Here is a 26,609-nt window from a genome sequence, read left to right as displayed (position 1 = left end):
GTTCTTCATATTTTTATCGTCTGTTTTTTACAATGACTGCCAACGTTTTAGGGCTTTGCGTTCGGGCGGGTTTCGGAGCACAAAGTTCAATTTATTACTAAAGTTCATTAGAAGCACAAAGCTTCAAGTTTGCACGTCAGCCCGCCTGACGCAAAACCCGTGTTATAGGGCGTTTTTCTATTTTTTTCTTGGTTTCGCGTCACTTCCTGCTAAAATTCCACCGTCAATAGTTAGTTCAATTCCTGTTACATATTTACTCTCGTCACTTGCTAAATAGAGAATTCCGTATACAACATCAATCGGTTCTCCAAAGTGACCCATTGGAATACCAAACTCTACATCTTCAATTATTTGTTGTCTTTGTTCTCCTTCTCCTAGCATAGCGTCCCACATAGGTGTCATAATCGCTGCTGGATGAACACTGTTACACCTAATTCTATATCCCTTTTCTGCACAGTATAAAGCAACACTTTTTGTGTGATTTCTAACAGCAGCCTTGCTTGAAGCGTATGCAACGGCACCTGGAATTCCTACAACACCACTTCTTGAAGAAATATTTACAATACTTCCGCCATTGTCTTTCATAAGTTTGATAGCATATTTACAGCCAAGCATAACACCTGTTGAGTTTACTCTGTGAACTTCTTCCCAAGAATTCAAGTCTGAATTTTCAGCGTCCCAAGGTCCTGATGATTCCAAAAATCCTGTTATTCCTGCATTGTTTACTAATATGTCAAGTCTTCCGTATTTTTCAGTAATGTATTCCTTTGCATTTTTCCAATTTTCTTCATTTCCAACGTCTAAATGCAAGTATTCTGCATTTATCTTTAACTTCTTTACTATAGCAATGCCTTCTTCGTCCCGAATGTCAGACACGATAACGATAGCTCCTTCTTTGTGAAAGAGTTCAGCGGTTGCCTGTCCTATCCCACGAGCCGAACCTGTTATTAATGCTATTTTGTCTTTTAGTCTCATATTTGTCTTAATAGTGTCGTCTTTTAAAATGCCCTATAACTCTCAAATATACGCAATACTCTTCTATATGCAAGGATGTCAAGTGTCTTTCTGTTAACCTCTATAAATAGTTGTTTTTAAGTGCCTTGCTTTGGTGTTATCAGATTATATCTATTGCGCATTTTGTATAACTTTCTTAGATTTGCTTTGGTAGATAATACAAAATACGCAATATGGAAGTTGTCGATTTTTCTGGTTTTGATTTTCGGGACGGCAGGCACAGGGATGCCGCAGTCATTTGGATAGATTTCAAATACGACCGGGCAAAGATTGATTTGGTCAAATCGCTGAAAGGTAGGTGGAGTAGGTCTGAAAAGTGCTGGTATGTACCGGACAACACCCATTTCCGGACACTATTTGGGATGAAAATCCCACCGGTTGGCAAAGGGGTGTTGTCCAAATTGTCACCCGTAAATGCTCGGGAGTTGCAACGCATGAAAGAAGTATTGCAGATGAAAGCCTATAGTCCATCCACCATAAAGACATACATGATCGAATTTGCACAGCTACTGTATATTTTGAAAGATGTGCCCGTTGATTCGCTGGGCTACGACCGTCTCCGTGCTTACATCCTTTATTGCATCAATACATTGAAGATTTCAGAAAGCCAGCTGCACAGCAGGCTCAACGCCATCAAATTCTATTTTGAACAGGTGCTCCATAAACCGGATTTCTTTGCCGAAATCCCACGGCCGAAGAAGCCGTCCACCTTGCCAAAGGTGTTGAGCCAAAAGGAAATAAAACGGATATTCGACACGGTACGAAACCAGAAGCATTTGCTGATGTTGCAACTGTGCTACGGAATGGGGCTGCGAGTAAGTGAGGTTGTCAATCTGAAATTGAGCGACATCGACAGTGGACGGATGCAGGTACTCATCGAAGCGGGCAAAGGAAAGAAAGACCGGTATGTACCGCTACCGACCGCAGTGCTGGATTTGCTACGGGAGTATTATAAAGCGTATCGCCCTAAGACTTATCTTTTTGAAGGCCAGTATGGAGGGCAGTATTCCGTCCGCAGTGTCCAAGCTGTGTTCAAGAATGCGATGAAGGCCGCAAAGGTAAACAGGCCGATAGGGATACACGGTTTGCGGCATAGTTACGCCACACATTTACTGGAATACGGCACGGATATGTCATTTATACAGCAGCTACTTGGTCACAATGACATTAAGACCACGATGCTTTATGCAAAAGTCGGCAATGCGCAACTGAATGCAATCAAAAGTCCGTTGGACAGGATGTTGTGACTACAGATTTAAGAATTATCACAATGGGATTAAATTACTTCAAAAGCAGAAAGCGCCTCGATTTTTCCCCACATCCGTTTGATGTTGGCAACATACTTGGTTTGAAGAGGGGTTATGGCAACAATCATTTTCTACTCAAAATCTACGGATTGGACAAAACCAAATTTGAGTGCTATTACACCTACCACCTAAATTATTTCCTGTCCTCGGGTCAGGATGCCGAAAAAGATTTCCTTTCCCATGTGTGGTATATCGTGCAGAAACGGATTGAGCATTTCGAACGGAAGGACCCGTTCTCATCCGAGCATCCCCGGCATTTGTCAAATATCGGGAAACTTACCGAATTCCAACAATACCTCGGTACCCGAGATAAATGGAATGTCCGGCCTAACGATGTGCTGGTGAAAGAAAAGACGGAAAGATAGCCGAACTCCAAGCCCATATCCAAGATTTGGAAGAACAGTTGAAAGCGCATACGAACTACGGGGTTTCACAGAAAGTATATGTTGAAGACGGCTATCTGCCCACGCTCATTGACCTCATCCAGCAACTGCGCGAAGTGGAACTGCCCAATGGGAGGTCGCTGCTCAAAAGCGACCACCACAGCCCGTATTACAAGCTAATAGCGAAATACTTCAACCACGGCGGCAAGGAAATCCCGCTGGATACCGTGCGCAACTATTTCGTGGGCAAGGGCGAAGCCCCAATAAAAGGTTCGCAGGTTCCCGAAGACAGGAAGCTGTTCCGCATCGTCCCCGCAGACCACGCCTAATCATCTACCCGTTCAATCCCCGAACATGACCAAGCCGCCTCGTTTGGTCATTCATATCCCTGTTTTATCCCCCAACTTTGCCCCAACAGAACGGGTGCCGCCCGATGGAAACACCGGATACCGCCCTGTTTGGTAGCAGAGCCTAACCGTGCTGTTCGCACGTTCCGCCAAATTGCCATTCCCCGATGGGAATGGAGCAAGCGGAAGTTGGGCATAGCCCTACTTGCTTGCCCCCAAGCTATCGCCATGGGGGGTTCGGGTATCCTCCGGGGATACCTGGGTACGCTGGCACAGCCCCAGCATAAGGTTTCGGTATACTTGGCGGTATACCGTGCGCCGCTTAGACGGCGCGATTGAATATCCCACTATCGGGATATACGGATATGGAAATATAATGATAGGGATATGGAAATAGACATCATCACACGGGAAGACCTCCGGCAGTTCAAGCGGGAAATGCTGGAAGAGTTCAAGCAAATCATCGGGAGCAAGGAAAAAGACAACCTTGACAGGGAGTGGCTGAAAAGTGCCGAGGTACGCAAGCTGCTGGGCGTATCGCCCGGTACGTTGCAGAATCTCCGTGTCAACGGGACGCTGCCGTACCGCAAGGTGGGCGGCAGCATGTACTACCACAGGGAGGACATCAGGAAAATGATGGAGGGAGGTAACTGCAATGGGTGAACGGATGAAAATACCCAAGCACGCATTCAGCGAATTCTTTGAACGGATAGGCGATGACGGTCGGTTGCTGCCCACGCACATCGGGTTGGTGGCGGCATTGTTCCATCACCACGATTGCGGCAACCTGCAACGCCAGTTCCACGCCAGCCGCAGGAAGCTCATGCGCTTCTCGCGGATACGTTCCATCGCCACCTACCATAAGTGCCTTTCGGAACTGGTGGCCTACGGTTACGTGGAGTACCGCCCCTCGTGGCATCCGGCCAAGGGGAGCAGGTTCAGGTTCAACATCCACGGGGAAGGAGGGGTAAATGGTCAGGATTGACGAGAACACGAAATCCGTCCGTTTCCCCGAGGCGGTGGACGAACGGCTCACCCTGCTTGCACGGAAACTTGGCCGCACCAAGCGGGAGGTGGTCATGCAGATGGTGGATTATTTCTACAAGAGCAAGAAAGACCCCGCCGACCTGAACGATGAGGTGCTGAAAAAGGAACTGTCAAGCGGTATCAGCCGCATCCTCTCGTTCATCCGCAAACAGGAGGGTGATATGCTGGTGCCGATGTATTCGGCAATGGACGAACTCATGGCCATCGCAAAAGCACAAAGCCCGCTTTTGAAAGACATCGGCAAAAGACAGTCGGAGGCAATCATCATGGGCAGGGAAACCATCGGCTACCTGAAACTGGTCGACGGTACACTGAAAAAGATACTCGGCAACATTCGGGAAAAGGAAGCATTGAAGTCCAGGTTCCGGCAGATACTCGATTATTACATCACCCAGCGGGAAGCCCTCGGCTGGCCCGTATCGGCAGCCAAGAAAGAGGAACTGGCCAAGCATGCGAGGCAATCACTGGATAATCTGTAACGTATGTACATCAACATTACCAAATCGGAAACGGGAGATAACAAGGGCAGTAGCGGAGCATTGGTGCATTACCTCGAAAAGGAAAACCGGATGAAGCCGGAAAACGCAAATGAATGAAAATAAACCGGAACATTGGTTCAACGGAATGGCCAGAGACATCAAACCCCACGAGGTGCGGATGGGTATCGACCGCAACGTGGCGAAGCTGGGTAGGGAAGATAGCAAATTCTTCCTCATCAACATCGCCCCAGCCAAAAGGAACTGGCGCACCTTGTGTCGCAATACGGCGAGGACGGCGCAAAAGAAAACCTAAAGGAATTTGCCATGAGGGTAATGGACGAATACGCCCGTAACTTCAAACGCCTCGGCATAAACAACCATCGGGATTTGCTTTGGTTCGGCAAGCTGGAAAGCTACCGCTATTACAGCCACAACGACAAAGAGGTGAAAAACGGGCAAAAGAAAAAAGGTGCGCGCAAGGAAGGGCGGCAGATGCACGTCCAGATCATCGTGAGCCGTAAGGACATCACGAACCGTATCAAGCTAAGCCCGCAGAATACGTCACGTGGCAAAAACAAAGCCCATTCGCAAAAGCTGGGGCAGTTCGACCGCACCGCGTTCAAGCAATCGGGCGAGACGCTGTTCGATGAGCTGTTCGACTTCGAGCGTAACCTGAAAGACAGCCTGCAATATGCCAATACGATGAAGAACGGTACAGCACGGCAAAAGGCACAGATGCACACGCTCACGGAATTGACGAGGCGGCATCCGCAGAGTCAACGGTTGGCAATGGAACTGGCGCATGATGTTACCCAAGGCATGTTCGAAAGTGTGGGCGAAATGCTGGCCACCACGGGCAGTATGGCTGCCGACCTATTGGGATTACTGATGGCTCCGGTGGAGGGAGCGGGTGAGCAGCAAAGCCCCATCGAGGAGGAGGAGAAGCGGCGCAAACGGAAAAAGAAAGCGCAGTCACGGGGTATCAGGCGGTGAGTTTACCGATGGGTGAAAACATCCGGCCTTTGCACCGCCCGGCCAAAATTACCCACGGCGGGGGAAAGGTCAAGGGTATATAAACGCCCCCTCCCGCAGGCCTTTGCCCTCCGGCGCCCTTGACCCGATTCCCCCGCCGTGCGTTCGGTGGCCTAAGCGGTGAAAATGCCTTGGTGCGTACAAGGGGTGGGGGGATACGAAAAAAGCCATCCGTTTTGGGATGGCTTACTCTATAATGGTGAGCGTTCTGTTAAAGCTTTTCGATTTTCTCGATGGACAGCTTGGTAAATTTGGCAATCTGCTCAACGGAAATGCCGTCCATTTTCATTTCACGGGCAATTTCCATTTTTTCTTCTTGTTTGGCCTCCTTTGCTGCTTCCTTTGCCGCCTCATTTACTGCATAGTCCAACACAGCTTTGTTATCCCATTTGCGTTTCAGACTTGTATCGTACATGGTCTTTTCCTCCTTTGTCAGATTGCTGTATTCAGCAATGTTAAACAGTTTTTCAAAAATCGGTTTGCGCAGATATACCGGAATCTTATTCATGCTGCTCATGTTCTTCAAAACATAGAGCCATTTGTCAAGGTCGGTATCCAGTTCCGCTTCCGTTTTTACAAATTTAATCAATTCAATGAATATATACCCCAGCCCCTCATAAAAAACTTTGCCTGTCTCCCTGTTGCTCAGGCAAATATCATGCAGAAAACCACCATCACTTTCAATATTATCCAGCGAGAAATCTTCCAAGAGCGCGATAAGGTACACTTCTTTCACGTTATACGCCCATTCCGAACGCTTTCCTTTGGGAGCCTGTTCGGTGACCAGGCGACTGGTATAGAAGATTGCCCGCTGCTTGAAGTTACCCTGTTTTCCCCGTTGCACCTCGATGATGAATTGTTCCCCGTCATTTCCGGTACAGGTAAGGTCGAATATGGCACCACCCTCATTTACCGTTTCGCCGGGATGCTCGTTTTTGTTGTATACCAGATCCGCGATGTGTTTCCGTCCGCGGAACACACCATTGAGGAAGTCAATCAGCAAATCCTTGTTGGGTTCGCTCCCAAAGAGCCTTTTGAAACCGAAGTCGGTCAACGGGTCTATGTACTTCTTTACGGTAGGTTTTTCTGTTTTTGCCATGGTCAAATATACTGTTTTAGTCAAACGTTGTTAAATCAATGGGTGCCGTTACCAATCACATTCCGGCCAGCCGCTTCTGTAAGGCCTCCATATCGCTGCCAATCCGCGTGTCCAGTAGCTTGGCATAGTGCTGGGTAGTTTTGATATTGGTATGTCCCAGCATTTTGGAAACCGTTTCGATAGGCACGCTGTTGGCCAATGTCACCGTGGTGGCGAATGTGTGCCGTGCCATGTGGAATGTCAGCTTTTTGGTGATGCCGCACAGGTCGGCAATCTCTTTCAGGTAGCTGTTCATCTTTTGGTTGCTCAACACCGGAAGTACCAGCCCCTTTGCCACGCATGGGGGATAGTCCGCATAGCCCCCGATGATTTCCAAGGCCTGTGGCAGCAGCGGGATGTTGGAGGGAGTTTCCGTTTTCTCCCGGCTGGTCAACACCCACAGTCTACCGTCAATTCCCTTTGCAATGTCCGTCTTTTGCAGTTTCCTTACATCGGCGTATGACAGCCCCGTATAGCAGCAGAACACGAAGATATCACGCACATGTGCCAGCCTTGGTATTCTGAATTCCCTAATGGCTATCCTGTCCAATTCATCCGGTGTTAGGAATTCCTTTTCCCTTGGCTTGGCTTTCGTTTTGTAGAACGCAAAGGGGTTTTCCGTAATCCATCGGTGTGCAAGACACTGGTTTATGATTTTACGCAGGTGCTTCATGTACTTGGCCGCCGACACCGCACTACATCCCATGTCAGAGCGGAGGAAAAACTCATAGCCTATGATGAACGCATGGTCGATGCGCCGGATGTCGATGTCCGTTTCACCATGGCATTTTTCCAAATAGGAGGTCAGGTGTGCAACAGATGTATTGTAGCCTTTCAGCGTGTTGGGTTTAAAGCCTTTCCCAAGCAACGCTTCCATCTTCCGGTTGTGTTCGGTAAACGTTTCCATCAAATACCGTCGTTGCACGTCCTTGCCGAGGAATTTCAGTTTCAGCGATTCGGCGGTGATTTCCGCGCCGTCCTTTAAGAGTTGGAGGTGGGCATCAGCCACCTTTCGCTCCAGCATGTCGAGGTAGGCGTTCAGGCCACGGATGTCCTCTTTGGTGCCCTTGGCACGGTTGGCCTTGGCATTCCAGCGTACGGGGTCGCATTCGCGGCCAGTGGATATTTCCTTGGGTTCACCGGCCACGGTGATACGCATGTAAATGGGTTTTGCACCAACAGCATAGTTTTTTGGTTTCTTCAAGTAGAAGAGCAAGGAATAATTCGTACTCATGATAACACATCATTTAAGTGAAACAAAACCAAGTCCCGAGCTTCGGGACGAGCTCTGCACCGCCACTGAAAGGCAAAATTTAAGTGGTGCAAATTAGCCTTGCAGCGTACGGCAGTCAAGATGTTCAATGATTGAACACGTTGTTTTACAATTATTTACAACGTTTTCAGTGAGTAAAGGTATGCGGGGAATTGACTCACTGAATTACTCACTGTTTTTATGTGAATAATTGAATGAATCAGGATGCTGTAAAAAACAAAAAGCCTGCAAACGTTTAATTTGCAGGCTTTTGTATGTTTTGACTTCAAGATGTGTAGCCCGTAGGGGAATCGAACCCCTGTTTCAAGAATGAAAATCTTGCGTCCTAACCCCTAGACGAACGGGCCTTTTTTTAATTTTGAAAAACATATTACTGTTTTTCGGTCTGCAAAGATAGAAGTATTTCTATTCGTTCCAAAAAAAATATAGAAAATTAGTGTCGATTTGTGTAGCCATTTTTTGATTCGCGATTTTGCCTAACCCGCTGTTAATTCCGCGCAATTTCATTTATCTTTGCCCTAATTGCAAACATTGGGGTTTATATTTCGGTGAAATCGAATTTCTTCCCTGCTAAATAACTGATATACATTGAGTAATATAGACTTACCTTTTAAACGTTATACAATTACGTCGGCGCTTCCCTACGCAAACGGCCCACTGCATATCGGGCACTTGGCTGGTGCCTATGTTCCCGCTGATATTTACGTGCGTTTCCTTCGGCTCAATAATCGAGACGTGGTATATGTGGGAGGGTCAGACGAACATGGCGCAGCCATCACCATCAAGGCGAAAAAAGACGGCACGACACCCCAAGCAATCATTGATCGGTACCACGCGCAAATTAAGGAAAGCTTCGCGCAGTTCGGTATCTCGTTCGATATATACCACCGAACGTCTGAGCGGATACACCACGAACTTTCGCAAGAGTTTTTCCTCAATTTATACGAAAAGGGAGAATTCGTCGAACAGGTGACCGAGCAGTATTATGACGAGGAATACCACCAATTCTTGGCGGATAGATATATCACAGGTATATGCCCTAATTGCAAGAATGAAGGGGCCTATGGCGACCAGTGTGAGAAGTGCGGCACCTCGCTCAATCCTACCGACCTGATCAATCCGGTGTCTACGCTAAGTAGGAAACCACCGGTACTCCGTGAAACTAAGCACTGGTATTTGCCATTAGACAAATACCAGCCATGGCTGGAGAAATGGCTGCTTGAGGGGAAGAAAGACGTACTAAAACCCAATGTTTACGGGCAGTGCCGCTCGTGGCTCAAATCTGGCTTGCAGCCCCGGTCGATGACGCGCGATCTGGATTGGGGAGTAGATGTGCCCCTCGAAGAGGCAAAGGGCAAGAAGCTTTACGTATGGCTGGATGCACCCATCGGCTACATCTCGGCAACCAAACAATGGGCACTGGATACGGGGAACGACTGGGAAAAGTACTGGAAAAAGCAGGCCGACCCTGCTGATGACTCATGCCTGATCCACTTTATCGGCAAAGACAATATCGTATTCCACTGCATCACGTTCCCAAGCATCCTCCATGCGCATGGCGAATACATCCTGCCGGAGAATGTCCCGGCCAATGAGTTCCTTAACCTCGAAGGGGATAAGTTGTCCACCTCACGCAACCATGCTGTCTGGTTGCATGAATACCTCGAGGAGTTTCCGGGTAAACAGGACGAGCTGCGGTATGTACTCACGTCTATACTGCCCGAGACATCGGACAGCGAATTTACATGGCGCGACTTCCAGGCCCGCGTAAATAATGAACTCGTTGCCATTTTTGGGAATTTCATCAACCGTGTATTGGTGCTTTCCCACAAATATTTCGAAGGAAAAGTGATGCCCGCCGGGGGGTTGACCGATACAGACCGTTTTATTTTTTCCGAACTGGAGCGATACCCGAAACATATTGCTGCATCGATCACCCACTTCCGCTTCCGCGAGGCACTGGCACAATTCATGAACGTAGCGAGACTGGGCAATAAGTACCTGGCCGATGCCGAGCCTTGGAAAGTAATCAAAACAGATGAAGAGCGCGTGAAGACGGTGCTGAATGTCGGCTTGCAGATTGCGGCCAACTTAGCGGTGCTTGCGCAGCCGTTCCTTCCGTTTACGGCTCGTAAAATGACGGAAATGCTGCGCTTGGATAAGTGCGACTGGGAACAGGCAGGTAATAGTACATTGCTGCCGGCAGGCCACCAGCTCGGAGAAGCACAGCTGCTTTTTGAAAAGATTACTGATGACCAGATAACGGCCCAGCTCGCCAAATTGTCGACAGCTGTAATCGATAGCAAAGAACCCACAGTCGAATTGGTCGATGCAAAGGACCCGATCGAGTTTGAGGATTTCGTGAAAATGGATATCCGGACAGGTGAAATCCTGGCAGCGGAAAAGGTGGCGAAAACCAAGAAATTGCTCAAGCTTAGCATAGACACCGGTATCGACCAGCGAACTGTTGTATCCGGTATTGCCGAATTCTTTGCCCCGGAAGAAATCATAGGTAAACAGGTGGCTATTCTGGTCAACTTGGAGCCCCGTAAAATCAAGGGAATCGTATCTCAGGGAATGATTCTGATGGCCGAGGCCCCGGACGGTCGGCTCGAATTTGTGTCGCCGCAATCGGCTATGCGGACGGGTAGCGTAATCCGATAGCCTATTGGGCACGATACCTATTGGGCAATAGTGGCCTACCGGAGCAAAGCGATGGCCTCCTTGGCGGCTTCCACGTCGTGCACCCGCAGGAGCTGCACCCCTTTCATCAGCAGTACGGTGTTGAGTACCGTAGTGCCGTTTAAGGCAGTATCCGGTTTGATGCCCAGCTTCCTGTAAATCATAGATTTGCGGGAGATGGCGCCGAGTATAGGTAACCCGTGCACATGCAATGCTTCTAGCCCATGTAGCAGCTCGTAATTCTGCTCCAACGTTTTGGCAAACCCAAACCCAGGGTCGAGGATGATATCTCGTACGCCCAATTGGCGTAGCGCTGCCACTTGTTTGCCAAAAAATGTGCTCACATCGTTGATGATGTCGTCGTAATCCGTCAGTTGCTGCATCGTGTCGGGGGTGCCTCGCATATGCATGAGGATATAAGGTACCTGCAGCTCGGCGACGGTGGCGAACATCCCACTGTCGAGGGTGCCTCCGGAAATATCGTTGACGATGTGTGCCCCGGCAGCCATGCAGGCGCGTGCTACATCGGCTCTGAATGTATCGATAGAAAGAACGGCTTCGGGAAATCGGGTGGTAATCGCCTCGATTACGGGTAGCAATCGGGCGGACTCTTCTGCTGCACTCACATCTGCGGCCCCGGGCCGGGAAGAGTATGCCCCGATATCGAGTATGTCGGCCCCCGCAGTGAGCAGTTTTTCAGCTTGTGCCAATGCGGCAGATACTGTGTTGTGGCGGCCGCCATCGTAAAACGAATCTGGTGTGATGTTCAATATGCCCATCACTTTTGGCTCAGAAAGATCGATTAATCGGCCGCGTACATTCATTTTATCGTACCACAACTACACCATCGGCGATGATGTTGATAGCTAATTTGGGCTCGGTGATTTTGGCGACCTCTTCTGCGTTTTTACCGGCATCTTCGGCAAAATGCTGTTGCTGTGCTACAGAAACCTCCCGCACTTTCGCCTGGCCCTCCAATACTACCGTTTTGCCTACGATATCCTGCGGCATGAAAAAGCCGTAATCCTTAAACCGTACCAAAATCGGGTCGCCTTCGCCACCCCGGGCTACACGGATGAAGCAACCTTTCTTTTTACACACTTCAACCACCTCGCCCTCAATCTTCCCGCTGTAGGTGGAGTCTGTATTCAATTTAATTTCCAGCTGCTGCACGCTGATGGAACCGTCTTTGGAAATGGCTTGGCCGTATTGCGTGCCCGGCAGTGCAGGGGGGATTTCGCTTTGAGCCATTACCGCCGTAGCGAAGCAAAAAAGCAGGGCAAATAGGGATGTTATCTTTTTCATGGCATACTATTTTTTTAGTTCTTCTCGATGGGCAAATTTAGCTGAATTCGTTGTCATAAATTGCTTTCCTAGTGTCTTATCTGCGTATAAATGAAAACCTACCATTAGGTTCGAGCTTCATTACTGTAGACGCCGTCCCTCCCTGCGGGTCATCTTGGCCATAGTTCACCACGTAGTCCACTCCCTCGAATATGGCAGGGTCGATCTCACTGAAGCTGGCCGGTGCCGGAAGGCCACTTACGTTGGCCGACGTGGAAACAATAGGCTTGCGGAACCGCTGGAGCAGTACCGAACAAAATGGATGTCGCACGATACGGATACCGATGCTCCCGTCTTCTGCGAGCAGGTTGGGGGCCAGGTTTTTGGCTCCCGAGTAAACGATGGTAAGTGGTCGCTCTGCATATTCAATAAGCTGGTAGGCAATATCGGGGACTTCCCGTACATAACCGTCCAACTTGTTTTCGTTATCGAGCAAAATGATGAGGCTCTTCGCCTGGTCACGTCCCTTGAGCCGGAATACACGCTCCACAGCATCAGGGTTTGTAGCATCACAACCAATGCCCCATATCGTATCAGTGGGGTAGAGGATAAGGCCACCCGCGCGTAGCGTTTCGAGCGCCTCGCGGGTATCCGTGGGTTTTACCTCGCTAGCCATGTGTTACACCGCCACACTGTGCTCGCGCAACGCATCGTTGAGCGATGTTTTCTTATCGGTCGATTCCTTACGCTTACCGACAATCAAGGCACAGTTTACTTGGTATGCGCCGGCTGGAAACGTTTTGGTATAGGACCCCGGGATAACCACGGACCTTTCGGGCACCACACCCTTGTATTCAATCGGTTCCGGGCCACTGACATCGATGATTTTGGTCGATCCGGTAAGTACCACATTGGCCCCTAGAACGGCCTCTGCACCCACGTGGACCCCTTCTACCACGATAGACCGCGAACCGACGAAAACATTGTCTTCAATGATTACAGGAGCAGCCTGTATCGGCTCCAACACACCGCCTATACCCACGCCGCCACTAAGGTGCACATGCCTGCCGATTTGTGCACACGACCCTACGGTGGCCCAGGTATCGATCATGGTGCCTTCATCTACGTATGCGCCGATGTTGACGTACGACGGCATCATGATGACGCCCCGCCCTAAATAGGCCCCGTAACGCGCAATACCGTGGGGGACTACGCGCACACCCGACTCTTTAAAGTTAGTTTTTAACTTCATTTTGTCGTGAAATACGAACGGCCCGGCCGCTACTTCTACCATTTGGCGGATGGGGAAATACAGGATGACGGCCTTTTTAATCCATTCGTTCACATGCCAGCGGGAGCCGATGGGCTCGGCTACCCGTAGTTCGCCGCTATCCAATCGTTGAATTACCGTCTCAATCGCTTCCCTGTATTCTTTATACTCCAAAAACTGCCGGTTTTCCCAAGCGTCTTCCACAAGTCCTTCTAATTCTTTAATCATATTTGAGTCGTGTATCGAAAGTTGTTCACACAAATAACGCAATTTCTTCCGACTTACGCTCGCTGGGGAGGTAGAAAACTTTTCGCTATCATCTACATTTTGGCTAAGTTTGCCATGATGGCTGAAGTTGAAAAACTACGTGTAGATAAATATTTATGGGCTATTCGCGTATTCAAGACGCGTAGCTTGGCAACGGAGGCATGCCGTGCCGGGCGGGTGAAACTCGACGGGCGCAGCGTTAAGCCCTCGGCGTTGGTGAAGGTCGGCGATGCCTACCACGTCCAAAAAGGGATGGAAAAGAAAGTATTGGAAGTGACGGGTTTATTGGATAGGCGCGTCGACGCCAAAACAGCCGTCACATTTTATAAAGACCTTACCCCTGTGGAAGATACCTACGGTTACAAATCGATGTACCGGGCATCCGTTCCGACGCGCGATCGCGGTACTGGGCGGCCCACCAAAAAGGAGCGCCGGGAGATTGATAACCTGCAAAACGACTGGTGGGACGAGGATTAAGGCTTGTTGAATTTCTGACCCTCGATATGTACCAATGCCGCGGCGATCGGAAAAGTAACACTTGCTGCACTATCACTGTTGGTGAAGCGCGTGGGCAACATCAGCCCGCTCCCGATTGCTTTATAACCACCCACGGAAAAGCCGGAGCCCTCGTGGCTGGGTCGCCATTCTCGTATCCGCCCAGTTTGTGAGTCGATATATAATTGACCTACTATGGCAACATCGGTATTCGTATGCTTATTTTCTATATCAACTACCGTAATACGCTGGGAGCCGATCAGCTTTTCCCCGGAGATGCTATAAGAAACGTGATTGTCATCCAAAATTGTCGGTAAAAAGAGAAGAAGGGCGTCTTTAGTGAACTCTTCGGTGATTTCGGCAACGATATCCGCTGTGGTGCGGGGATTATCGAGCTCCGTATCATTGATATAGGCCGCCCCCTTGCCGGTCCTGATATTAAACAGGGCAGTTACCGCCTCATCGTCGGTGGTAACGCCATCGAAACGGCAATTCCCCGTTTGTTTGTCCCAAAGGTATCTGCGCTCACCTTGTACGAAAGAATGGCGGCCCCCAACACAGCTGAACATAAAGTAACGGGCATTTTGCCAGTTCTCCTGCCCCCCTATGGCCTCCCAAAGTTTCTTTTCCAGTTTTACTTCCGTGTTGGGCGAATCGACCTGTCCGTTCGCCACTGCCATTGCGCAGTACCATAAGGCAATCGCCAGGTTTAGCTTGAGTTTGACAGAACGTTGCATCATCTTTATCATTCTTGATTTTTCAGCACAACTTATCACGTGAGGGGCTGAAAACGCGGAAAGTATTAATGACCGCAAAAAAGCGTTGTTTATCTGACCGATGATAACAATTACCGGAGCCGTTTTGTTTTCGGATACGTATTGTAGGCTGGGCAGGTTTTGGGCGAACAGGATTGCAATGACAGCAAAACGACTGTAAATAATGCCATGCCGATAATGACTGTCTTTTTTTTCATGCTCTAATGGTTTAACTGTCCTCGTTGGGCTCGCGAGCACTCAGTTCTGCCATCTGAATGGCGGTGATGGCAGCCTCTTCTCCCTTATTGCCATGTTTCCCGCCGGCCCTGTCCAGCGCTTGCTGCAAGTTATCAGTTGTTAGAACGCCGAAGATAACAGGTTTATTGTGTTTCAACGAAACATGGGTGATGCCATGGGCAACAGCACTGCAGATAAAATCGAAATGCCTGGTTTCCCCTTGAATCACGCAGCCGAGGCATATCACGACATCCAATCCCCGGTCGCGGAGGAGGATGTCTGCACCGCCGGTGAGCTCATAGCTGCCCGGTACCTGTACCACCTGGATATTATCGTCGGAGGCACCGTGTTTTATCAATGCCTGATAAGCACCATCCAAGAGTGCACCCGTCACCTCAGCATTCCATTGCGAAACCACAATCCCAAAGCGGTAGGGCGAGGCAGAAGCAACGTCGATATGGGAGAAATCCGAAAGATTTTTGTGGTGACTTGCCATGGGCGGTAAAATAAAGGTTACAGCTGCGCCGCCGCCCTTGCTATGTAACTTTCGATAGAAGTGGCTTCGTGGCTTTCGGGGAAGTCAGATTGGATACGCTTGTAAGCCGATACTGCGTTTTCGAAATCGTTCTGCGCTTCGTATACCAAGCCCAACTTCTTCAGCAGTAGGGGGGATGTGAACGCATTCGTATTTTTATCGGCTGCTTTTTTATAGTAAGAGGCCGCTTTTTTATAGTCTTTGAGCTCGGAGTACGCATCGCCCAAAAGGCCGATAACCAGTGGATCGAGTATAACACTGCCTGTATTGGTGTATTTTTCAAGCGCTTCAATAGCTTCTTGGTAGTTGCCTTGGCGGAGGTATAGGCCGCCCAGATACGCGTTAGCGATATTGGCCGATTTGGTGTTTTCGTATTCGGCAGCTATTTCCTTGAAGCCCGGATAAGATCCATCGCCATCAATGGCGCGTTGCTGCAGGGTATCGATAGTAGCATACGTTTCTGCCTTGAAAAGCTGATTGGCGGCCGTTTCGGCACGTGGTGCGAGGTAAAAGCGTTGGTAGCCAATGTAAAGCAATACCAATACGACTATGCCACCAACGATGAATACCAAACTCTTTTGGTTTTCCAGAATAAAACTGCTGTTTGTTGTACGCTTGGCGCCGGTTGATACCTTCGCCTTATGTTTTTGATTGTTTGACATTTCTGTTTCTGAATTCGGACTGCAAAAATACACTTTTACAACTTATATCCAAGTGCTTTTTACATGGGTACGTCAAACGTTGATCCCATTTTTATGTTTTTGGTCGAGTTCTTCATAAACGGAATTGTTGCTTTTGAATTCAGGGACTAGCTCTTTCATTTTCAATACAATCTCCCGCTCGTTCTGGTTTTTGGTTATGTTAATCAACGTGCTGACCTGTGCTTCCACCTGTTCGAAGTCATATTCCCGTACTTTAGCAACCATGATTTTATGATGGTGGGTGGGTAAAGTATTTTCCAAGTCGTTGAGTAGTTCCTCGTATAATTTCTCGCCCGGCCGCAACCCGGAGTACTCTATGGAAATGTCCTTATTAGGTATGAGCCCGGATAGTTTGATCATTTTCGTTGCCAACTCCACTATCTTCACCGACTTGCCCATGTCGAACACGTAAATCTCCCCGCCTTTGCCCATAGAGCCTGCCTCCAGTACCAATTGGCACGCCTCGGGGATAGTCATGAAATACCTAGTGATTTCCGGGTGGGTAACCGTAACGGGTCCTCCTCTTTCAATCTGGGCCTTAAACCGGGGTATCACCGAACCGTTGGAGCCCAGTACATTCCCAAATCGCGTAGTGATAAACCGGGTTTGCGGACCTTGAGCATCACCATTGAAGAGTGTGCGCCGCTGCGAGAGATGGTTGAAATATGTTTGAACATAGATTTCAGCAATGCGCTTGGATGCACCCATCACATTCGTAGGGTTGACCGCTTTGTCCGTAGATATCATGACGAAGTTTTCCACTCCGTAGGTTACCGCCAAACGCGCAAGTAAACGGGTACCCATAATATTGGTCCTGACCGCTTCTACCGGGTGGTTCTCCATCATGGGTACATGCTTGTATGCGGCCGCGTGGTAAACATAATGGGGCTTGAAGGTCTTGAAAAGCGCTAGCATTCGGTCCTCGTCGCGGATATCTCCGATGAACGCATGATATACTTGGTTTTTCTGCAGGTCTTCTAGCTCCATCTGCAATTCGTGCAACGGGGTTTCTGCTTGATCGTTGAGGATAATCATCTGGGGATTGTATTTACCCAGTTGCCTTGCTATTTCACTACCAATGGACCCCGCCGCTCCCGTCACCAATATCCGCTTGCCGGTAAGCTGCTGTTGGATAGACTGGTTGTTGATTCTGATGGGCTCACGCTCAAGCAAATCTTCGATACGCAATTTCTGTATCTGGTTCGCGGTTAGCTCGCCGTTGATCAGCCGGTGTACCGGAGGCATCGTCAGTACATTGATGTTGCGCTCCAAGCAGAGGTCAACGATGTTTGCTTTCTTCTCCACCGGGATGTTGTGGGTGGAAATGATAAGCTCATCCACCTTACCCTGAATAATAAGCTGCTCGAAATAGTCAGTGTGGTAAATATGTATGCCGTCGATGATTTTGCCGACCTTTTGCAGATTGTCGTCGATAAAACCGATAACCACGTTTTCCGCGTGATGATCGTGGTCAAGTGTCCGTTTGGCAGCAATGCCTAAATCGCCCGCACCATATATTACGGTCCGCTTCCGCGTAGATTTGAGGTTCTTGATATAAAGGAAAAACAATTTTACCGTAGAGCGGTAGGTAATCAACAACAGAAAACTCATCAAGCCATAGGCAATGAGCAGGCTATTCGACATCAGCGGCGGCCGGTTGATTGCAATCAGCACGGTATTGATCAGGAATAAGCCAGCAATGCTCAGCGATACGGATGAGAGAATGCGTACCGAATCAAGCGCGCTGGTATACCGCACAATGCCGGCATACATTTTCAACCAATAAAAAACGAGCGCACTTACCGCGAGTACCACGAGCAACTTTCTGCTGAAATCAGTGGAGTTAATGGCTTCGTAGGCGAAGCGGTTTAATAATAGATAAGCACAGAATAGAGCTATCGCACTGCAGCCCAAGTCTAGCGTGAAGATAATCCAGCGGGGGACGATATTGAATCTATCAAACATCCAGTGGGGTTAACATGCAGCATTACTTATGTCACCATATTGTAAATGCGTTTCAAATATAGGTATTTTCTATTACTAAACAAGATTAATTATATTTTAAATGGTTCTAGTCAAGCAAGTTGAGCCGGCCAGCACCGATTTTATTAAAAGTTTGATTATTTTCGCACGATGAACCCTAATTGTTTGATAAAGTGAGCGCATCATGAATGAGCTATCGAAGTTGGCGCGTCAAGCATTGCTGCAGCCGCAGGAAGCGTTGCTTGAGACAGGGAAGAAAAAGAACAGCCTTTACATAGGCATACCCAAAGAAATCAGTTTCCAGGAAAACCGCGTTCCGTTGACACCGCTTTCCGTTGCACTGCTTGTAGAATACGGACACGAGGTCGTTTTGGAAAGTGGGGCCGGCGATGCCGCTAATTTCCTAGACCACCATTACAGCGAACAGGGTGCATGTATCGTGCATGATAAGGCCGAAGTATACAAAGCGGATATCATCATTAAGATATCCCCGCCCACGCTTGAAGAAGTGACAATGATGCAGACGGGGCAGGTCCTACTCTCGTCGCAGCAGCCATCGTTGATGAGCATCGAACTGCTGCAGGCCCTTATGAAAAAGAAGGTAACGGCACTTTCTTATGAATATCTGCGCGATGAGGGGAATACATTGACGGTGGTGCGAGCCATGAGCGAAATCGTCGGAGCCACCTCTGTGCTTATCGCTGCGGAATACCTGAGCAATGTGTTCGATGGGAAGGGGCTGATGCTGGGCGGAGTAACAGGAGTGCCGCCGACAGAGATGGTGATTATTGGCGCAGGTACCGTGGGTGAGTTTGCGGCACGTACAGCCATTGCATTGGGAGCACAGGTGAAGGTGTTCGACAGCTCGGTTTATCGCTTGCGCCGCTTGCAAAACAATGTGGGAAGCCGTGTATTTACTTCGGTAATCCAACCGATAGTACTCCGTAAAGCAGTAATCGGCTGCGATGTGGTGATTGGTGCCATCCGCGCAACCCATGGTCGTAGCCCATGCATCATCAGTGAAGAGACCGTATCGCGGATGAAACCCAATTCGGTATTGATTGACGTCAGTATCGACCAGGGTGGGTGTTTCGAGACATCCGAAATCACCAACCACGAGTCGCCGATATTCCGTAAATACGATGTGATCCACTACTGTGTGCCCAATATCGCATCGCGCGTGGCACGTACCGCAACGTACGCACTCACCAATATCTTCACGCCCATACTGATAGATATCGGAGAGATGGGAGGTATCATGAACCTCATTTGGGCCCGCCCTGGCGTGCGGACAGCCATTTACTTATATCAAGGGCATCTTACGAACAAGGACATGGCGCACAAGTTTAACTTGACGCCCAAAGATCTGGACCTGCTGGTCGTATCCAACCACTAAATGAAAGCTAATGCAATATTTAAAAGGTATTTGTTGTGTAGCCATGTTAACGATGGGCACATTGACAGCTAGTAGTCAGGAAGAGATAGCACTGTACGGCACGGAAGTGCCCAATAGCAAACCATTTCCACTGGAAGAGGTGCAAACCACCGATGACAACGGCATTACCCGTGTTACCGGCGTCACTATTCCTACGTTGACAGCATACTTTCCGCCGGAGGGGGTTGCAAATACCGGAAAGGCGGTCGTTATTTGCCCCGGTGGCGGCTACGCCATATTGGCCATCACCCACGAGGGACACGATGTGGCCAAACTGCTTGCCGCGAATGGTATCAGCGCCTTCGTGTTGAAATATAGGCTGCCGAAAGACGAAATCATGCAGGATAAACGCATCGGGCCGCTCCAGGATGCCCAGCGGGCCATCCAACTGGTGCGTGAGAAAGCTCCTGAGTGGGGTATTTCCCAGAACGAGATCGGGATTGCGGGGTTTTCCGCCGGGGGGCACCTGGCAGCCACGCTATCAACCCATTATAAAGATCCAGTTATCGCCAATCCAAAACACACGTCGTTGCGCCCTGACTTTTCCCTGCTGGTATATCCCGTAATCAGCTTAAAAAAGGAGATGACCCATGGCGGATCGAGAACAAACTTGCTGGGCAGTGATCCGAGTGTAGACGATATAAACCGGTTTTCAAACGAATTGCAGGTTACGGCAGACACGCCGCCGGCTTTCTTGGTCCATGCCGAAGATGATACCGCAGTGCCTATCGCCAACAGTGAAGCTTATGCAGCGGCGCTCAAGCAGCACGGCATCGACGCTGAACTTATCACGTACCCCGAAGGTGGGCACGGATTTGGCCTCAATAATAAAACCACGCAAGATAAGTGGTTCGACCACTTTTTGAGTTGGCTAACCAAACATTGATTCCTGCTTTCGTACGTTATGCAGCAGTCTGTACGTACCCGTATTGCTCCAACCCCGAGCGGCTACCTACACTTGGGTAATGCGCTTTCTTTCGCAATCACCGCCGTACTGGCCCGGCAATCCGGGGCTAAGACCCTGTTGCGCATCGACGATCTCGACCAACCGCGTGTGCGGCCCGCATACGTTGCCGATGTGTTCGATACGCTGGCATACCTCGGGATACCTTGGGACGAAGGTCCTATGGATTATGATGCGTATCGGGCAACCTATTCGCAGGTTCATAGGCTAGGGCTGTATCAAGCGGCGTTGCGACAGCTGCGTGCGCAGGGTAAGGTCTTCGCATGTGATTGTTCACGGACCACGTTGCAGCACAACCATCCGGTCGGTGTTTATACCGGAAGGTGCAAGCATCGCGGCTTACCATTGGATGGCAACGGCTATTGTTGGCGTATCGATACCGACGAAGCGGACCTGCCGCCGAGCATGCATTACTTCATTGTAAGAAAGAAAGACGGTATGCCGGCATACCAATTGACATCGTTGATAGACGACGTGCATTTCGGTGTCGACCTCATTGTGCGGGGGCAGGATTTACACGACTCAACCGCTGCGCAGTTATTTTTGGCCCAGACGTTAGGCCACCGCCGGTTCGGCGATGCTACCGTGGTGCATCACAAATTGTTGCAAGCCGCCAACGGTGAGAAGTTATCCAAATCGGCCGGGGCCACAGCCATCCGTTCCCTGCGTAGTGCAGGGAGTTCCAAGTCAGCCATCTACCGCGAGATCGGCAAAATGGCGGGTTTGCCCACGCCGATTTCCGGGTGGGAAGATTTGATACCTTTAATATCCGTATTTATCCTTCCAGTTAAACCGTAGCTTTTCCCGTAGCTTCTCTTCAGCGGGGTTTTTACCGGGGTCATAGAGCTTTGTGCCGGCTAGGTCATCGGGCATGAACTCCTGATCAACAAAATTGCCCTCGTACGCATGGGCATACTGATAGTCCTTCCCATATTCCAGTTGTTTCATCAATTTGGTGGGCGCGTTCCGTATCGGCAGAGGTACCGGCAGGTCGCCCGTTTGCCGCACCAGTGCCTGCGCTTTATTGATTGCCTCGTAGGCTGCGTTGCTTTTGGCGGATGAGGCCAGGTACGTGACAGTTTGGGAAAGGATGATCCGCGATTCGGGCCAGCCGATCACATTTACGGCCTGAAAGCAGTTGTTGGCCAGCAATAGTGCATTGGGATTTGCATTGCCGATGTCTTCCGAAGCAAGGATGAGCAGCCGGCGGGCAATAAACGAGGGGTCTTCGCCGCCCTCTATCATGCGCGCCAGCCAGTATACCGCGGCGTTCGGGTCGCTGCCGCGGATCGACTTGATGAAAGCAGATATGATGTCGTAATGTTGTTCGCCCGTTTTGTCATAGCGAGCCATATTCTGCTGTACCTGTTTAAGCACGAAATCATTGGTGATCTCCAGGGGTTCTCCGCCCCCAGCATTGACCACCAACTCGAGCACGTTCAATAGCTTGCGGGCATCGCCGCCCGAGAGGCGGAGCAGTGCACCGTGCTCCTTCACGGTGACGGGCAAGTCTCGTAAGTGCTCATCTTCTTTCAGGGCCTTATCGATGATACTGATCAATTCATCCTCACTAAGGTGTTTTAACACATACACCTGGCAGCGTGAAAGTAGGGCGGAAATAACCTCAAACGATGGGTTTTCAGTGGTGGCCCCAATCAGCGTTACCAGCCCGCGCTCCACGGCACCTAGGAGTGAGTCCTGTTGCGACTTCGAAAAGCGGTGGATTTCGTCGATGAAGAGAATAGGTAGCTCCTGTTGGAAATCACGTAGTTGGGTGGCTTTCTCTATAACTTCGCGCACGTCTTTCACACCTGAGTTGATAGCACTCAAGCTAAAAAAAGGACGGTTCAGCTGCTTGGAAATAATCGAGGCAAGGGTAGTCTTACCCACCCCTGGCGGCCCCCATAAAATCATAGAGGGGATGTTTTGTTGATGGATGGCCCGGTATAATACGGCTCCTTCACCGATGATGTGCTGCTGCCCCACGTAATCGATAATTGTCGTGGGGCGCATGCGTTCTGCTAATGGGATTTTCGTTACCATGATTCTTAGCAAAAGTAATGGGAATTATAATACGCAGCGAACAATTCAGGAACAATTTTTGTATCTTGGTGCGCTGATTGGAATAATATATGAAGGTGAAACAGCCACTATGGCGATTTTCAGGGTGCTTTTGCCTCTTGCTATGGGGTGGTTTAATGAGTGGCTTCGGTCAGGAAAACATTGACTTTTCCGGCGTCATAACCAAATATGACAGTACTTTTTCGGGGATCGGACCCAAGGTTTATTTTCTCCCACCACCCAAAACAAGTGCAGAATTGTTGGACGACCGGTATGCGGAGAAAGAAATAGACTCTGCATTGGTAGAGGAATATGTAAAACGAATGCAATATTACCACCGGTTGGAGATGACCGGGAATGGCGACGTGGCCGAAAAGTATGTGCCTATCCGCGAGTCGCAGACATCCAGTGTGGAAGGCAAGTTGCTGATGGCGGTAGTATATAATGTTGCCAGCCATAACCTCAATGCACTGGCCGACGTCCAAAACAGACTGGCTATGGAGTATGTCGCAATCGGGACACTGGACTTTGCGGTGGAGTTTTTCGAGAAGGCCGTGCAAGCCAAAAAGGCGGTGGGTAATCAGTCTGATTGGGAGACCATTACCCAAAACCTTGCCGTAACCTACGAGTACCTCGGGCAATTGGATAAGGCCTATGCACTCCGGCAGCAACTGTATGAACAAGCCGTTAAGAACCATAATAATCGCGATCAGGCAAATGCACTGATGGAGCTGGCCCTGATTAAAGCGAAGCGGGGCGGGTGGGACGAAGCTGAGCGTGATATCATCCGGAAGGTGGTACCGCTGTTCCGCCGGTTACGGGATGAAGCCGGCCGGGCTTCGGCATACAGCACCTTGGCAACCATCTACACGCTCCAACAGAAGTACCCCGAAGCACAGTGGTTTTTAGTGCAAGCAAAAACGATTGTCGACCGGGAAGGAATCAGCGACCAACTGCCGGAAATTATTTTCAATCTTGCCGAAACAAAGAAGTATGCAGGCAATCCGCGGGTAGCCATTGAGGAATACAAGGTGGCTAGTGACCTCGCCAAGAAAGACCATCGAATAGGCATGCAGCTCGCCATCCAAGATGCACTGGGCAACCTATACCACGAGGCAGGTGATTACGATGGTGCGGCGCTTGCGCTGAATCAATACGACATACTGAAAAACATGTTGTTCAAAGGGGTGGCGCCGGTCGACAATTAATCACTGGCCTGAACAGATGACAAATAGCTAATAAAGATAATCGGATTTTTAATTACATTTAGCAACTTGAATAACGCTGGATTGTGGCTTGTCGCAATCGGGATAAAGGGATAGAATTACCAGTATGGAGAATATGTTGAAGAAAGTTTTTTTTGCTTTATTTGTAGTTGCCATAGCGGCATGCGGGTCTAAACCGAGAGTCAATCTCGATGCAGAGGTCGGGGCATTGCAACCCACGGCTCAGCATGCCGTGATTGCAAAAGATGTCGTAGGGTTATTTGAATCGGTGAGCTACAAGAAAGTCCCATTCAACGATTCCATTTCCTCCATCGTCTTCGATAACCTGATCAAAGCGGTGGACCAAGGGAAGAACTACCTGATGCAATCGGATATCGATGAGTTTGAGCAGTACCGCAATACGCTCGCACAAGACTTCCGTGATGGCGACCTGAGCGCGGCATATCATATATTTAACGTGTATCTGGAACGGTATCTCGATCGGTTGGATTATGCGCTTGGCCAAGTGGGAGAACCGCACGACTTTACGGTCGATGAGGTGTATGTCTACAACCGGGAAGGAGCAAATTGGTTTGCTTCGGAGGCCGAAGCAGATGAGCAATGGCGCAAGCGGGTTAAATACGACCTGCTCAACCTGCGCATCAGTGGCGATGGTAGCGACTCAACGGCGGCCAAACAGAAAGAAACGCTGACAAGCCGATATCAAAACCTGATTTCAATGGCCAAAAAGACCGATAATAATGAGGCCTTCCAGATTATCATGGCAGCACTTACTGACGCCATCGACCCACATACCAGTTACTTTAACCCATATTTCGCACAGCGGTTCAACGAGGAAATGGCCAATACCTTCGAAGGCATCGGCGCCCGGCTGACCATCGAGAACGAAGTAGTGAGAGTGGCCGACGTCATTGTTGGCGGGCCGGTATACCGGGAGAAAGCATTGCAGATCGATGACCGTATTATTGGTGTAGCCCAAGGCGCCGACGGTGAATTCGAAGATATCATCGGCTGGAAGCTGGACCACGCCGTTACTAAAATTAAAGGACCCAAGGGCACCATCGTACGCTTGAAAGTGATTCCGGCAGGGCAGGAGCTTACCGCCGAACCGAAAATCGTATCGCTTACCCGAGACCGCGTGGTGATTGAAGACGAGTCCGCCAAGCGTGAAATCAAGGAAGTGGTAGGAGAAGACGGGAAAACCTATCGGGTGGGTATCATCAGCCTCCCGAAATTCTATATCGATTTTGAAGCGTACCGTAAGAACGATCCCAACTATAAAAGTACAACCCGCGATGTGCGCCTGCTGCTGGATTCGCTTAAGCAAGACAATGTGGATGCGGTGGTGATGGATCTGAGGTTCAACGGTGGCGGCTCGTTACAGGAATCGATTGAGCTGACGGGGTTGTTTATCGATAAAGGGCCGGTGGTGCAGGTGCGCGACACACGCGACCGCATCGAAGTGAATAGCGACCGTGAGGAAGGGGTGGCTTGGGATGGGCCGTTAGGCGTTATTATCAATAGGTTTAGCGCCTCTGCCTCCGAAATATTTGCTGCCGCCATACAGGATTATGGACGGGGGATTATTTTAGGCTCCCAGTCTTACGGTAAGGGCACGGTGCAATCAGCCATCGATATGGGGCGTGTAATCAGCCCCACAGACCGCCTGCTGCTCAAAGCACGATCGAATGATGCCGATGGGTTACCGACCGGAGCACCGCAGTTCGGCCAGATCAACATTACACTGGCTAAGTTCTACCGCATTACGGGCAGCAGTACCCAGCATAAAGGGGTGGAACCGGATATCGAATTCCCGTCGATGTATGCTGCCGATAAGTATGGGGAAAGTTCGGAGCCCTCCGCATTGCCTTGGGATCAGATCTCAGCCACCGACTTTGCACCGGTTGCCGACTTAAGTTCGGTAGTCGGGCAATTGGCTATGAAGCATCAACACCGTATGGACAACTCTCCCGCCTATGGATTTCTGCTTGAAGATATCGAAACCATGAAGAAGCAGGAAACCGAAACGAGCGTTAGCCTGATGGAGGAAAAACTCCGGAAGGAGCGCGAAGAGAGCCGGTTGAAACGGAAAAGCCGTACGGATGCCCTCCAAGAGATGAATATCAATATGCCATTGGGCGGCGCAGCTACGAGCGTCGACGAAGGGTTGGATTTTATCCAAGAAGAAAGCCTCGCTGTGATGGCCGATTACGTGTCGCTAGCGAAGAAGTAACAAGGCGACCTTCGAACTCGGCTTCGGGAACTCGGATTATAATACTTATACTATACTCGTATTGGTCTCGGACATACCTCAGTGTGTAACGGCTAATACGAGTATAGTATACGTATAGACGTGGCTCCGAAGCGGGTCCGAGAGAGTCCTGTGTATTCCAGATGAGATAGCCGCCGTCATGGCTTCGTTAAAAACTATCCAAGTACTTCCCGATTTATCGAACTTACTACATCATTACCTCTCATCCTGAAGAGTGTATGTTGTACACACTTGAGACTATTTTGAGCAGCCTGTGTGTAGCTTTAAGTTGTTTATTATCAGTGTTTTATTAGATTAATAGCAATAGGGTTGAGAAGTTTTTCTGTTCATGATGTAGGGATGTGCAAGCCTTTTATTTGGTGCCTCTCACTATACATCACAATTTTGTAAAACAATATGGCGAATACAGCTGTATGGTTAAG

Annotated in this window: 28 protein-coding genes, 1 tRNA gene and 1 pseudogene; 16 read left to right on the top strand and 14 right to left on the bottom strand. The window is 49.5% G+C overall.

Translation table 11 applies throughout. The annotated features are described in order from the left end of the window. Window positions 1–177: 177 nt before the first annotated feature. Complete coding sequence (locus NGM62_RS13635) at window positions 178–975, bottom strand: SDR family oxidoreductase (RefSeq protein WP_262248727.1); 798 nt, start codon at window positions 973–975, stop codon at window positions 178–180. 212 nt (window positions 976–1,187) lie between these two features. Between NGM62_RS13635 and NGM62_RS13630 the strand changes: the two genes are divergently transcribed. The 9 genes and pseudogenes from NGM62_RS13630 (at window position 1,188) to NGM62_RS13585 (ending at window position 5,570) form a co-directional block, all read left to right on the top strand. Further along, window positions 1,188–2,261, top strand: a complete 1,074-nt coding sequence (locus NGM62_RS13630) for a tyrosine-type recombinase/integrase (RefSeq protein WP_262248725.1) — start codon at window positions 1,188–1,190, stop codon at window positions 2,259–2,261. A 23-nt stretch (window positions 2,262–2,284) separates the two neighbouring features. After that, on the top strand, window positions 2,285–2,686 hold the full coding sequence (locus tag NGM62_RS13625) for a hypothetical protein (RefSeq protein WP_262248723.1): 402 nt from the start codon (window positions 2,285–2,287) through the stop codon (window positions 2,684–2,686). Window positions 2,687–2,724: 38 nt separating this feature from the next. After that, window positions 2,725–3,033, top strand: coding sequence for a hypothetical protein (locus NGM62_RS13620; protein WP_262248722.1), 309 nt, complete (start codon window positions 2,725–2,727; stop codon window positions 3,031–3,033). A gap of 129 nt (window positions 3,034–3,162) precedes the next feature. Further along, window positions 3,163–3,390, top strand: coding sequence for a hypothetical protein (locus tag NGM62_RS13615; protein WP_262248720.1), 228 nt, complete (start codon window positions 3,163–3,165; stop codon window positions 3,388–3,390). Window positions 3,391–3,438: 48 nt separating this feature from the next. Then, window positions 3,439–3,714: a helix-turn-helix domain-containing protein gene (locus tag NGM62_RS13610; RefSeq protein WP_262248719.1), complete on the top strand. Its 276-nt coding sequence runs from the start codon at window positions 3,439–3,441 to the stop codon at window positions 3,712–3,714. A 4-nt stretch (window positions 3,715–3,718) separates the two neighbouring features. Next, window positions 3,719–4,036 (top strand): hypothetical protein, encoded by a 318-nt coding sequence (locus tag NGM62_RS13605; protein WP_262248717.1) that lies wholly within the window; start codon window positions 3,719–3,721, stop codon window positions 4,034–4,036. Next, window positions 4,023–4,577 (top strand): BfmA/BtgA family mobilization protein, encoded by a 555-nt coding sequence (locus tag NGM62_RS13600; RefSeq protein ID WP_262248715.1) that lies wholly within the window; start codon window positions 4,023–4,025, stop codon window positions 4,575–4,577. The genes NGM62_RS13605 and NGM62_RS13600 overlap by 14 nt, the downstream gene beginning before the upstream one ends. Before the next feature lie 3 nt (window positions 4,578–4,580). After that, entirely contained in the window at window positions 4,581–4,694 is a 114-nt protein-coding gene (locus NGM62_RS13595) for a DUF5712 family protein (RefSeq protein WP_262248714.1), read from the top strand. Then, a pseudogene (locus tag NGM62_RS13585) lies at window positions 4,687–5,570 on the top strand (DUF5712 family protein). The gene NGM62_RS13595 and the pseudogene NGM62_RS13585 overlap by 8 nt, the downstream one beginning before the upstream one ends. A 250-nt stretch (window positions 5,571–5,820) precedes the next feature. On the opposite strand, the gene NGM62_RS13580 reads toward NGM62_RS13585, so the two are convergent. The 3 genes from NGM62_RS13580 to NGM62_RS13570 all read right to left on the bottom strand — a co-directional run bounded on the left by NGM62_RS13580 (window position 5,821) and on the right by NGM62_RS13570 (window position 8,367). Continuing rightward, on the bottom strand, window positions 5,821–6,708 hold the full coding sequence (locus tag NGM62_RS13580; protein WP_262248710.1) for an Rpn family recombination-promoting nuclease/putative transposase: 888 nt from the start codon (window positions 6,706–6,708) through the stop codon (window positions 5,821–5,823). A gap of 55 nt (window positions 6,709–6,763) precedes the next feature. Then, window positions 6,764–7,981, bottom strand: a complete 1,218-nt coding sequence (locus tag NGM62_RS13575; RefSeq protein WP_262248709.1) for a site-specific integrase — start codon at window positions 7,979–7,981, stop codon at window positions 6,764–6,766. 314 nt (window positions 7,982–8,295) lie between these two features. After that, window positions 8,296–8,367 (bottom strand) — tRNA-Glu (locus NGM62_RS13570). A gap of 241 nt (window positions 8,368–8,608) precedes the next feature. Between NGM62_RS13570 and metG the strand changes: the two genes are divergently transcribed. Continuing rightward, on the top strand, window positions 8,609–10,684 hold the full coding sequence (gene metG, locus NGM62_RS13565; protein ID WP_262248708.1) for a methionine--tRNA ligase: 2,076 nt from the start codon (window positions 8,609–8,611) through the stop codon (window positions 10,682–10,684). Between the two features lie 35 nt (window positions 10,685–10,719). Here metG and folP read toward each other — a convergent pair whose 3' ends face one another. The 4 genes from folP to NGM62_RS13545 all read right to left on the bottom strand — a co-directional run bounded on the left by folP (window position 10,720) and on the right by NGM62_RS13545 (window position 13,484). Then, a complete protein-coding gene (gene folP / locus NGM62_RS13560) occupies window positions 10,720–11,526 on the bottom strand; it encodes a dihydropteroate synthase (protein ID WP_262248707.1) in 807 nt (268 codons plus the stop codon). A gap of 1 nt (window position 11,527) precedes the next feature. Then, window positions 11,528–12,007, bottom strand: a complete 480-nt coding sequence (locus NGM62_RS13555) for a DUF4920 domain-containing protein (RefSeq protein ID WP_262248706.1) — start codon at window positions 12,005–12,007, stop codon at window positions 11,528–11,530. Between the two features lie 76 nt (window positions 12,008–12,083). Then, a complete protein-coding gene (locus NGM62_RS13550) occupies window positions 12,084–12,662 on the bottom strand; it encodes an L-threonylcarbamoyladenylate synthase (RefSeq protein ID WP_262248705.1) in 579 nt (192 codons plus the stop codon). Between the two features lie 3 nt (window positions 12,663–12,665). Further along, a complete protein-coding gene (locus tag NGM62_RS13545) occupies window positions 12,666–13,484 on the bottom strand; it encodes a 2,3,4,5-tetrahydropyridine-2,6-dicarboxylate N-succinyltransferase (protein WP_262248703.1) in 819 nt (272 codons plus the stop codon). A 117-nt stretch (window positions 13,485–13,601) separates the two neighbouring features. On the opposite strand from NGM62_RS13545, the gene NGM62_RS13540 reads away from it, so the two are divergent. Continuing rightward, window positions 13,602–14,000 carry an RNA-binding S4 domain-containing protein gene (locus tag NGM62_RS13540; protein WP_262248734.1) on the top strand — a complete coding sequence of 133 codons (399 nt, stop codon included), beginning with the start codon at window positions 13,602–13,604 and terminating at the stop codon, window positions 13,998–14,000. Here the strand turns inward: NGM62_RS13540 and NGM62_RS13535 are convergent. From NGM62_RS13535 to NGM62_RS13515, 5 genes are all read right to left on the bottom strand, one after another. Then, window positions 13,997–14,758: a hypothetical protein gene (locus NGM62_RS13535; RefSeq protein ID WP_262248701.1), complete on the bottom strand. Its 762-nt coding sequence runs from the start codon at window positions 14,756–14,758 to the stop codon at window positions 13,997–13,999. The two genes, NGM62_RS13540 and NGM62_RS13535, sit on opposite strands and share 4 nt — an antisense overlap. Window positions 14,759–14,865: 107 nt before the next feature. After that, window positions 14,866–14,991 (bottom strand): hypothetical protein, encoded by a 126-nt coding sequence (locus NGM62_RS13530; protein ID WP_262248700.1) that lies wholly within the window; start codon window positions 14,989–14,991, stop codon window positions 14,866–14,868. An 11-nt stretch (window positions 14,992–15,002) separates the two neighbouring features. Continuing rightward, window positions 15,003–15,506, bottom strand: coding sequence for a 6,7-dimethyl-8-ribityllumazine synthase (gene ribH / locus NGM62_RS13525; RefSeq protein ID WP_262248699.1), 504 nt, complete (start codon window positions 15,504–15,506; stop codon window positions 15,003–15,005). Window positions 15,507–15,523: 17 nt separating this feature from the next. After that, complete coding sequence (locus NGM62_RS13520) at window positions 15,524–16,207, bottom strand: tetratricopeptide repeat protein (protein ID WP_262248698.1); 684 nt, start codon at window positions 16,205–16,207, stop codon at window positions 15,524–15,526. Between the two features lie 72 nt (window positions 16,208–16,279). Next, window positions 16,280–18,211, bottom strand: coding sequence for a polysaccharide biosynthesis protein (locus NGM62_RS13515; protein ID WP_262248697.1), 1,932 nt, complete (start codon window positions 18,209–18,211; stop codon window positions 16,280–16,282). A 202-nt stretch (window positions 18,212–18,413) separates the two neighbouring features. Between NGM62_RS13515 and NGM62_RS13510 the strand changes: the two genes are divergently transcribed. Genes NGM62_RS13510 through NGM62_RS13500 form a run of 3 tightly spaced genes read left to right on the top strand, consistent with a single transcriptional unit; the run spans window position 18,414 to window position 21,426 of the window. Next, on the top strand, window positions 18,414–19,625 hold the full coding sequence (locus NGM62_RS13510) for an alanine dehydrogenase (RefSeq protein WP_262248695.1): 1,212 nt from the start codon (window positions 18,414–18,416) through the stop codon (window positions 19,623–19,625). A gap of 52 nt (window positions 19,626–19,677) precedes the next feature. Further along, window positions 19,678–20,550 (top strand): alpha/beta hydrolase, encoded by an 873-nt coding sequence (locus NGM62_RS13505; RefSeq protein WP_262248693.1) that lies wholly within the window; start codon window positions 19,678–19,680, stop codon window positions 20,548–20,550. An 18-nt stretch (window positions 20,551–20,568) separates the two neighbouring features. Beyond that, window positions 20,569–21,426, top strand: coding sequence for a glutamate--tRNA ligase family protein (locus NGM62_RS13500; protein ID WP_262248692.1), 858 nt, complete (start codon window positions 20,569–20,571; stop codon window positions 21,424–21,426). Here the strand turns inward: NGM62_RS13500 and NGM62_RS13495 are convergent. Then, complete coding sequence (locus NGM62_RS13495; RefSeq protein ID WP_262248691.1) at window positions 21,391–22,671, bottom strand: replication-associated recombination protein A; 1,281 nt, start codon at window positions 22,669–22,671, stop codon at window positions 21,391–21,393. The genes NGM62_RS13500 and NGM62_RS13495 overlap by 36 nt on opposite strands. Window positions 22,672–22,760: 89 nt before the next feature. Between NGM62_RS13495 and NGM62_RS13490 the strand changes: the two genes are divergently transcribed. Both NGM62_RS13490 and NGM62_RS13485 read left to right on the top strand, forming a co-directional pair. Beyond that, the gene (locus tag NGM62_RS13490) at window positions 22,761–23,897 is read left to right on the top strand and encodes a tetratricopeptide repeat protein (RefSeq protein ID WP_262248690.1); all 1,137 of its coding nucleotides are present in this window, start codon (window positions 22,761–22,763) and stop codon (window positions 23,895–23,897) included. A gap of 133 nt (window positions 23,898–24,030) precedes the next feature. Continuing rightward, the gene (locus NGM62_RS13485; protein WP_262248688.1) at window positions 24,031–26,148 is read left to right on the top strand and encodes a carboxy terminal-processing peptidase; all 2,118 of its coding nucleotides are present in this window, start codon (window positions 24,031–24,033) and stop codon (window positions 26,146–26,148) included. The last annotated feature ends 461 nt before the right edge of the window (window positions 26,149–26,609 follow it).

Source organism: Parapedobacter soli (genome assembly GCF_025460835.1).
Taxonomy (GTDB): Bacteria; Bacteroidota; Bacteroidia; order Sphingobacteriales; family Sphingobacteriaceae; genus Parapedobacter; species Parapedobacter soli.
Note: the sequence above shows the minus strand (reverse complement) of the source record. Positions and strands in the feature narration are given on the sequence as shown.